Source organism: Mesorhizobium argentiipisi (SeqCode), from assembly GCF_037179585.1.
Lineage (GTDB): Bacteria > Pseudomonadota > Alphaproteobacteria > Rhizobiales > Rhizobiaceae > Mesorhizobium > Mesorhizobium argentiipisi.
This window is the reverse complement of the sequence record NZ_JAPYKO010000001.1, coordinates 602,243-611,319: the sequence shown is the minus strand read 5'-3', so window position 1 is coordinate 611,319 and position 9,077 is coordinate 602,243. Positions and strand designations below refer to the sequence as shown.

At 61.0% G+C, this 9,077-nt stretch carries 7 protein-coding genes and 1 pseudogene; 5 read left to right on the top strand and 3 right to left on the bottom strand.

Annotated elements, in window-relative coordinates; genetic code table 11:
• Positions 1–244 precede the first annotated feature (244 nt).
• The 4 genes from groEL to O7A05_RS02890 all read left to right on the top strand — a co-directional run bounded on the left by groEL (position 245) and on the right by O7A05_RS02890 (position 4,343).
• Positions 245–1,876: a molecular chaperone GroEL gene (gene groEL / locus O7A05_RS02905; RefSeq protein ID WP_337091412.1), complete on the top strand. Its 1,632-nt coding sequence runs from the start codon at positions 245–247 to the stop codon at positions 1,874–1,876.
• 38 nt (positions 1,877–1,914) lie between these two features.
• Entirely contained in the window at positions 1,915–2,958 is a 1,044-nt protein-coding gene (locus O7A05_RS02900) for an NAD(P)-dependent alcohol dehydrogenase (RefSeq protein ID WP_337091411.1), read from the top strand.
• A gap of 60 nt (positions 2,959–3,018) precedes the next feature.
• Positions 3,019–3,708: an MIP family channel protein gene (locus O7A05_RS02895; RefSeq protein ID WP_337091410.1), complete on the top strand. Its 690-nt coding sequence runs from the start codon at positions 3,019–3,021 to the stop codon at positions 3,706–3,708.
• 137 nt (positions 3,709–3,845) lie between these two features.
• The gene (locus O7A05_RS02890) at positions 3,846–4,343 is read left to right on the top strand and encodes a DUF1097 domain-containing protein (protein WP_337091408.1); all 498 of its coding nucleotides are present in this window, start codon (positions 3,846–3,848) and stop codon (positions 4,341–4,343) included.
• Between the two features lie 100 nt (positions 4,344–4,443).
• Here the strand turns inward: O7A05_RS02890 and O7A05_RS02885 are convergent, their stop codons facing one another.
• From O7A05_RS02885 to O7A05_RS02875, 3 genes and pseudogenes are all read right to left on the bottom strand, one after another.
• Complete coding sequence (locus O7A05_RS02885; RefSeq protein ID WP_337091406.1) at positions 4,444–6,531, bottom strand: sigma-54-dependent Fis family transcriptional regulator; 2,088 nt, start codon at positions 6,529–6,531, stop codon at positions 4,444–4,446.
• Positions 6,532–6,622: 91 nt separating this feature from the next.
• Positions 6,623–7,204 carry a hypothetical protein gene (locus O7A05_RS02880; RefSeq protein ID WP_337091405.1) on the bottom strand — a complete coding sequence of 194 codons (582 nt, stop codon included), beginning with the start codon at positions 7,202–7,204 and terminating at the stop codon, positions 6,623–6,625.
• 64 nt (positions 7,205–7,268) lie between these two features.
• A pseudogene (locus O7A05_RS02875) lies at positions 7,269–7,573 on the bottom strand (ribbon-helix-helix domain-containing protein).
• Between the two features lie 240 nt (positions 7,574–7,813).
• On the opposite strand from O7A05_RS02875, the gene O7A05_RS02870 reads away from it, so the two are divergent.
• Positions 7,814–8,209: a VOC family protein gene (locus tag O7A05_RS02870; RefSeq protein ID WP_337091403.1), complete on the top strand. Its 396-nt coding sequence runs from the start codon at positions 7,814–7,816 to the stop codon at positions 8,207–8,209.
• The last annotated feature ends 868 nt before the right edge of the window (positions 8,210–9,077 follow it).

The window sequence follows — 9,077 nt, the reverse complement described above, 5'->3', positions numbered from 1 at the left end:
ATCTCGGCGGATTGCGCTCAGTGCGCATCAACATGGAGTTCAACGGCGCGCTTTGCCGGGGGCTCAAACAGACAAGATACAAGGAACTGGATGTTGTCGACGGCGAACCGACGCTGGTCGATTTCATCATGGATCGCGTGCCGGCTCGAGCCGCGCAGACCGCCTGAGGCTGAACTGACAACAACGGCCTCCCTCGCACGAGGCCCCTAACCAACAACCCGCCCGTAAGGCGGAAGGAGGAATCATGCCCAAAATTATGCTTCACAATTCCGAGGCCCGCCGGGCTCTTGCCCGCGGCGTCTTTCGCCTGGCCGCTGCCGTCGAGCCGACGCTCGGCCCTAAAGGCATGAACGCCATGATCGACCGGCCGATCGGCACGCCGATGGTGACCCGCGACGGCGTCAGCATTGCCTCCGAGATCGAACTGCACGACCGCTTCGAAAACATGGGTGCGCAGGTCGTCCGTGAAGTGTCGATGCAGACCAACGAGGTCGCCGGCGACGGGACCACGACTGCCATCGTGCTCGCCAACGCGCTCATCCAGGGTGGCATCGAGGCGAATGAGCGAGGCGCCAAATCGGTCGATCTGTGCAAGGGCATCGATCTTGCGGTGGCCGCGGTGGTGGCCGCCCTCAAGGCTTCGGCCAAGCCGGCAAAGGGCAACGGCATCCTGGCTTCGGTCGCTAACATCGCGGCGACCAACACCAAGCTTGGCGCACTGGTGGCGGAAGCCCATCAGCGCGTCGGAGCCGAAGGCGTCATTACCACCGACTTCAGCGTCACCACCGAGACCACGCTCGATGTGGTCGAGGGCATGTCCTTCGAACGCGGCTATCTCTCTCACCACATGGTGACCGATCAGGAGAAGATGGAGGCTGTTCTCGATCGCCCTTATATCCTGATGACGGACCTCAAGATTAAGGAACCCGAGGCGCTCGATGCGGCGCGCCGCATTGCCGACGAGGATGGTCGGCCGCTGCTGATCGTGTCCGAGGAAATGTCGCCGGAAGTGGTGGTGACACTGCTCGGTAAGCAGGGGCCTGGAAAATACCTCGTTGTCCATCCGCCGGAATACGGCCATTGGCGCAAGGCGATGATGGAGGACCTGGCCATCATCACCGGGGGCAAGGTGATCGCTCGCGACCTCGGCGGTCGGCTGGAGGACATCACCGCCGACGATCTCGGAACGGCTGATCGGGTGAAGACCAGTTCGTCCTACACCTCGATCATTCGGGGCGGTGGCGATCATGCCGCAATCGCCTCGCGTCGGGCCCAGGTGCAGCGGCAGTATGAAGCCTCGCCACCCAACATCGACCAGGACAAGCTGCGCGAACGCCTGGCCAAGCTCTCTGGTGGCACCGCGATCCTTTATGCCGGCGGTGTCACGCCGGTCGAGCAGAAGCGAACCATTCAGCTCATCGAGGATTCGCTCAATGCGGTGCGCGCCGCATCCGAGGAGGGCGTGGTCGCCGGCGGCGGCTCGGCGCTTGCCCAGATCGCAGCGCTGCTCGACAAGGTGGCGGCCGATGTCGGCGGCGATGTCGCCGAAGGCGTGCGCCTAGTGCGGTCGGTCCTGTCACGGCCGCTGTGGCGCATCGCCGCCAATGCCGGTGCCGATCCCGAAGCGGTGGTGGTCGAGGTCACTCGGATCAATGGCGGTTATGGCTACAACGCCTCGACCGGCGCCTATCAGAACATGTTCGAGGCAGGGATCATCGATCCGGTGCGCGTCACCTACACAGCACTCGCCAACGCAGCTTCGGTGGCGACGCTGATCCTGACCACCGAAACGCTTATCGGCCATCTCGCCGAGGACGAGGACCCGACGGCCGGACCAGCTCGCGGCGGCGGCTCTGAAAAGCTCGGCCGCGCCTGAAGCAATCCGAACATTCTCCACGTCGAAAGGATACGACGATGAAAGCTGCCAGACTTTACGAATACGACCCGAAGATGAACGTCCAGCTCAAGATCGAGGAGGTCAAGGCGCCGACGATCACCGCGCCGGACGAGGTGATCGTACGGGTTGGAGCCGCCGGCCTGTGCCGCACCGACCTGCACATTATCGAGGGCGTTTGGAAGCCGACAATGGACCCGGAGGGCACGTTGCTGCCTTACATCATGGGCCATGAGAATGCCGGCTGGGTGGAGGAGGTCGGCAGCGGCGTCAGGTCGGTCAAGCGTGGTGACGCTGTGATCTGCCATCCCTTCCGCTCGTGCGGCATCTGCCTCAACTGCCGACACGGCGAGGACATGTACTGCGACAATGGCCAGTTCCCCGGCCTTGGCATGAACGGCGGTTTCGCCGAGTACTTCATCACCAGCGAGCGCTCGCTGATCAAGCTGAACGCCAATGTCACGCCGATCGAAGTAGCGCCGCTGGCCGACGCCGGCATCACCGCCTACCGTGCCGCCAAGCGGGCGGCGAAGCTCTTGCGGCCCGGGAGTTACTGCGTTCTGCTCGGCATAGGCGGGCTCGGCCATATCGCGTTGCAATCGCTGCACGCGATTTCCGGCTGCCGCATCATTGCCGTCGATCGCGAGCCTGCCGCCCGTGTGCTTGCCAAGGATCTTGGCGCCGACTTCGTCCTCGATGGCGGGCCGAACGTCGTCGAGGAGGTCATTCAGATTACCGGCGGCGGCGCCCATGTGGTGATCGACTTCGTCGGCGAACTCGGCGTCGAAAACGTCTGCTGGAAGATGGTGCGCAAGGGCGGGCAACTGTTCGTCGTCGGCTATGGCGGCAATATCAACGTGCCGACCGCGCACCTCGTCATCGAGGAGATCAACATCGGCGGCAGCCTGGTCGGCAATTTCACCGAGCTCGTCGAACTGATGGAGCTCAACGCCGACGGCAAGGTGAAGATGCACTACACCGAATACAACCTCGCCAGCATCAACACCGCGCTCGACGATTTCAAGAACCGGCGATTCACCGGCCGCGGCGTCATCGTACCCTGAAACATTGAACCGGACTTCGCGCGGTCCGGTTCACACCATCATCCAGAGGGAGAGATACATATGAACAAATACGTCTGTGAATTCATCGGAACATTCGCGCTGGTTTTCTTCGGCTGCGCGACGGTTCTGTTCATGCGCTCCGAAGTCGGCCTCCTGGGCGTCGCCATCGCCTTCGGCTTGTCGGTGGTGGCGATGGCCTATTCGATTGGGCCCATTTCAGGCGCCCATCTCAATCCGGCGGTAAGCCTCGGCTTCTTCGTCGCCGGCCGAATGAAATCCAATGATCTCGTCGGCTATGTGGTCGCACAATGCGCGGGGGCGATTGTTGCATCGGCGGTGCTCTACGTGATCGTGCAAGGCAAGGGCGGCGGCTACGACGTGGCGGCAAATGGCTTTGCCCAGAACGGCTGGTCGGCCTATTCCGCAACGTCGGCCTTCCTGTTCGAGGCGATCGCCACGTTCCTATTTCTGCTGGTGATCCTGCGCGCCACCGCCGAAGGCGGCGCCGGTCCTCTGGCTGGTCTGGCGATCGGCCTGACGCTGGTCATGATCCATCTAGCCGGCATTGCTGTGTCCGGATCATCGGTCAATCCGGCCCGCTCGCTCGGTCCGGCTCTGTTCTCTGGCGGAGCGGCGCTGTCGCAGCTCTGGCTCTATATCGTGGCCCCCTGCCTGGGCGCCGCCGCTGCCGGGCTGGCATTGCGCGCAGGCGTAATCGGTACGGCCGAAACGGCGGCGCAGCCGGCCTGATTCCTTGCCGGATCCGGCCTGCAATTCTTCTTCAACCCCGTGGCGGACGCCATGGCGTTTTGCGTGTCGGGGACGTCAGCGAAGCGCGATCCTGAAACGAGTTTCTTGGCTTCGAGGTTTGGAAAAGGGAGGACAACATGGATCTTATTACAGGACTGGCCGTGGTCATCGGCATTATGGGTGGCATTGCAACATGGGCGGCAATCACGATCGGCAGTCCTTATCTGCTGATCTGGGCGGTATTTGTCGGCTGGGGCAGCTTTTATCACTGTAGCGGCAAGGAAGCCGGATTCAGGAATTCGGCGGTTGCAAACCTGTGGGGGGCGATCTGTGCGGCAGCCGCATTGATAGCACTGACGTCCATTGGGGTTACGGCGATCATGGCTGGCCTTTGCGTCGGTATTTCAATCGTGGTCCTGATTCTCGCCGCCAAGCTGCCGTTGCTCAGCGCCATTCCGTCAGCGGTCTATGGCTATGCAACGACCGCCGCACTTTTTCTGCTTGGTGCCGCCGCCTATGGCGAAGGTGCCAGCGGCATAGTCAAGGTCGCAACCGCCGTGGTGATCTCGCTGATCATCGGCAATGTGCTTGGCTATGTCTCCGAGAAAGTGACTGGGGCTGTCGTAAAGACCTGATCGTGCGTGGCGGCCGCTGCTTGCGGGCAACTCAGTCGCCGAAACATTCCCCAGCTCGTGGCGCGAATGCCACGGGTTTTTTGCCCGTGGCACGCTTGATCTAGAGGAAGCCCCGCCGGATGCCGTACTGGCCGAGCTTGCGATAGAGCGTCGGCCTCGAAATCCCTAGCCTCAGGGCGACCTTGCTGAGATTGCCATTCTCTGCGGTAAGCGCGTTCTTGATCGCCTGGCGTTCCGCATCCTCGAAAGTGCATACCGGTGCTTCGAGCATGGCTGCGGGATGATTGCTGTGCATGGCGATGTCGTTGCGATTGCCCGCACCGATTTCACCGGGAAGGTCCTGGAGCTCGATCGTGCTGCCGCGCGCCAGGATGTGCAGGCGCTCCACTAGGTTCTTCAGTTCGCGCACATTGCCTGGCCAACGATAGGCGAGCAGCGCGTCGAGTGCATCGTTCGAAAATCCCAGCGGCTCATTGCCGGCCAGCGCCGCGATCCGGCGGTTGAAATGCTCGATCAGCAACAGCACGTCGTCGCCGCGTTCACGCAAGGCCGGGACTTGGATCGAGACGGCGCCGATCCGGTAGTAGAGGTCACTACGGAAGCGCCCGGCTGCCACTTCCTGCTTGAGGTCGCGGTTGGTCGAGGCAACCAGTCGCACGTCCACCGGCCGGCCCCTTGAGTCACCAATGCGGTGGACCACACGCTCTTCCAGGACGCGCAATAGGAATGGCTGAATCTCCAGCGGCAACTCGCCGATTTCGTCCAGACTGAGCACTCCGCCATTGGCCATTTCGAAAACGCCCGGCTTGCCCTCACGCGAGGCTCCGGTGAAGGCCCCGGCCACATGGCCGAACAATTCGCTGCCAAACAATTCCTTGGTTATCGCCCCACAATTCATGGCGACGAAAGGATCGTTTTCGGTGCGTCGGCTGCCGGCATGGACAAGCCGCGCGAACAGCTCTTTTCCAACGCCGGTTTCACCCTCTATGAGCAGTGACGTGACGCCGTTCGACCGCGCCACGCGGGAGGCGACATCGATGGCGGCGAGCAGCTTCTCGCTTTCACCGACGATCATCTCGGCGGCTGTCTGCAGGTGTTTGTTCCCCTCCCGGCTTATTGTCATCGCGCTGGAGACAATCGGCACGGAGGGGAACACCAGAGCTGCGCCGCGAAGGTCGCCGTCGAGCTTGAGCGGCGTAACGTGGCAGGATCGCAGATGCGCCGGCAGCGCCTTGGCGAGATCGGCGTCGGAGCCGGACGCCGGCAGGTTCATAAGCCAACGGCCGCGGCCCGGTTCCATCGGGCCGTCCATCATATCCGTCGTGTCGCCGTTGGGCACATTGTTGCAGAAGATCGCCCGGCCACGGTGATCGACGATCACCAGCCCGTCCTTCCGGCGGTAGCTGGGGGCCGAGGAAATGAAGGCTTCGAGCAGGCGCGTGCGCTGCTCCTGCTGCTGTTCGGCCAATGCCTTTTCGATCTGCCGGGCGGTTGCGGCGACGAGCGCGGTGTTGTGCGGCCGGAAGATCGGCGAATAGCCTGAGAGGTCGACGACCCCAATAATCTTGCCGTCGAGCGGGTCGCGGATCGGCGCGCCAGCGCAGGTCCAGGATTTGATGCCGGCGCAGAAATGCTCTGCCGCATGGACGAAAGTCGGCTCACCGGTCCACAGCGCTGTGCCGATGCCGTTGGTGCCGACGGCGTCCTCGTTCCATTTGCCGCCGATGCCCAGATGGATATCCATACCATCGTGCAGGGTCTTCTTGTCGCCGATGGCGTCGATCAGCACGCCGTCACTGTCGGCAAGCACCAGCATCGCGCCTGTCCCTTGCAACAACTGGCCAAGGGAGGCGAACGACCGCCGTGCCGCCGAAAGCAGTTCTGCATTGGCCCGGGTTAGATATTCGATCTCGTCGCGATCACTGCTCAGCGGCGCTTCAATCCCCTGGGCGTTGATGCCGCCGGTGACGCTGCGATACCAGGAATCGTGAATGAGGGAGCGGACATGGCTTGGGTGGACTGGGTCGCGGGCACATTTTTGTTCGTCGGCCAGAAAATCTTCCCAGGCGCGCATAGTGGCGCGCTCGTCATAGTCGATGTTGCCCAGAACAATTTGCCCGGCGGTCAGCGACGCACGCGCCGGAAGAGCATCGATCTTCATCTGATTGGGGCCCATCTCGCGTTTCATTCAGTCATCACAGAACCTTATGGTGTATGCTGTCGCGTTCGTAAGCTGACGCGGATTGGACGTGCACAAGCAGGCCCGGGCGTCTGCCTCATCAGTCGATGCCAAGTTTCGCGCCGATATCGTCGGCAAGCTGTTCTTCGGTATAGGTGGCGGCGAGGCGGGATCCGTCCAACTCAGCAAGTGCTTCGGCGACCGTTTCATCGACCGGCGAGAAGAAGCCATTCTGCTTCGTGGCCAGCACGAAGATCTGGTCTCCGCCCCGGTTGCGGATATCGCCGATGTGATGAAGTTGGCGGCCGGTGTTCTGGTCCTTCGAGATCACCCGGCCGTTGATGGTGACCTGGATGGACGGCTTGGCTTCGGCCACAGGCGAGGCACTGGCGCCAACATGGATGATCAGGCCTTCGGCCTTCGGTTGCTGGCGCTGCTTCCTGGAAGCCGAATAGCCGCCGCCGCTGATCTGGTCGGCAAGGCGAACGATGGTCGAGCGGTTTTGCTCAATCAGTCTCTTGACTTGTACGTCCTCGCGCCGCGGGCCATCCCGCTTGGAGATAATCTCAACCATGAATCCTCCCAGATTCGCTTGGCGTCGCCGTTGGTACGGCTGGTTCTTCTTTGAGGTGAACTCTACACCGCCTCGGTGAAGTTCGCCATTCCTATCCCATAGCGCCAAAATTCGGGTCGTCGGTAGCAGGCGGCTGCTACACGGGATCGGGCGTTTTAAGTAATGACCAGTGTCAGGCTGCCTTGTTCGTCAATTCCGAGCGGTCGCTGTCCAGTGGTTGCCTGTTGCGCAGGTAGAGTGCGCACGTGGTGCGCAGCATAGAGGCAAAGTTCGGGATATGGCCGTTGATCTCCAGCGCTTCATCGTAAAGCGCCGAGAGGAATTTCGGCGCCGTCATCCCCTGTCCATGAGCGATCTCGTCCAACAGGGTCCAAAAAGTGGCCTCGAGCTGGATGCTCGTCGAATGGCCACCTATTCGAACTGAGCGATTGATTAGCCGATACCTTTCGGATCCTGCCCGGCAAAGACCTTACACATGCGAAGACCTCCCGTTTGATGGTTGGTTTGGGCGATGGCGCGGCTTCTGGGCCCATTCGCCGATATGATACCAACCCGAAGCGCATTTTCCGCTCAATTTGCAGTGACTACAATCGGACCTTAGTGCGTGAACCAGCCTTACGCCAATTTCCTGACGTGGTAACCGGCTGCCACCCATTTTTGCCACCGTTGGGCCATCGTCGGCGGCATCCGAGACCACCCGGCAGACTGGAGGTTCCTTTGGCGAAGGCAATACATTCGATGATCCGGGTGGTGGACGAGAACCTGTCGGTCAGTTTCTACAAAAGCGCATTTGGACTCGATGTTGCGGACCGGTTGGATTTCGACACGTTCACACTGGTTTATCTGCGTGGTGCGGAAACCGATTTCGAGCTTGAACTGACGATCAACAAGGGCAGGGGAGAGCCTTACGCGCTTGGCGACGGCTACGGCCACTTGGCCCTTTGCGTTGACGATCTCGACGCAGAATACAAGCGCCTAGCGGCCGCAGGTTTCAATCCGCGAAAAATTGTCGAGTTCAACCGCGAAGGCGCGCTGCTTGCCCGGTTCTTTTTCGTGGCCGACCCCGACGGCTACCAGATCGAGGTGCTGCAGCGTCACGGACGCTACAGATAGGGCGTTGCGCGCCTCTATAGCGATAGACGAGCAAACTTTGATGTGCGTCCCTCGAGCTTGCGATCGCGCCGCCGTCGATATCCCAACGGCATGCCGGGCGAATAAATTCTCTTTATATCCGGTAGGGAATTTGATATTTAAGCGATTGAAATAGCGTACCAATTACATTTTGAATTTGGCCAATTACGCTACTTTTAACGAAATTTCCCTGTTTTTCGCCCCTCTAGCAGGGAATTTGCCGGAGACCGGTTCGCTCCAGACTGTCTCCACCACCGTCCAGTCCGCCAGTTTTGGCGCGTTTTTGACCGTCTCAGAATAGTGTCGTCAAATCCGTAGGTTAGCGCGGCCTTCGCGGCAACGCTTGGCGAAGACGCCACCTTCCTGCGCAGAATGCACCGAATTCTGGGCTTCGTCTCTGCGGGCCCATTTCCGTAGCCAACTGTTTTGGAAAAGCGATGCTCGGCTGATGGTCAGAATCAGAGGCCGACGAGGACGACCTGATCGTTCCAGACGAGGGGAAAGCCGGACAACCGCGAGAGCCTGTGGGCCCGTGAGCTCGATCGGCTGATTGCCAGCGACGATCTTCGAAAGGATTTTAGGGGGAGAGGAACGCCAGGGCCGGACCCTGCCAACTTCAGAGACGGTGGTAGCGTTCAGGTTGGCGATCTCCGTGAGGCTTCGGCCAGACCCATCGGTGAGTCCATAAAGGTACAGCCGAGAGCGATAGACGACGTCCATCAGCGCGGCGTCCGGGTCTGAGCTGTTGGCCGAGGCATGCAGAACGATGCGTGTCTCGACGCCACGCCGTTTGATGTCAAATGGACATGTAATCGACACCGCTTCAGCGTCGCCATTGTTGACAAAACCC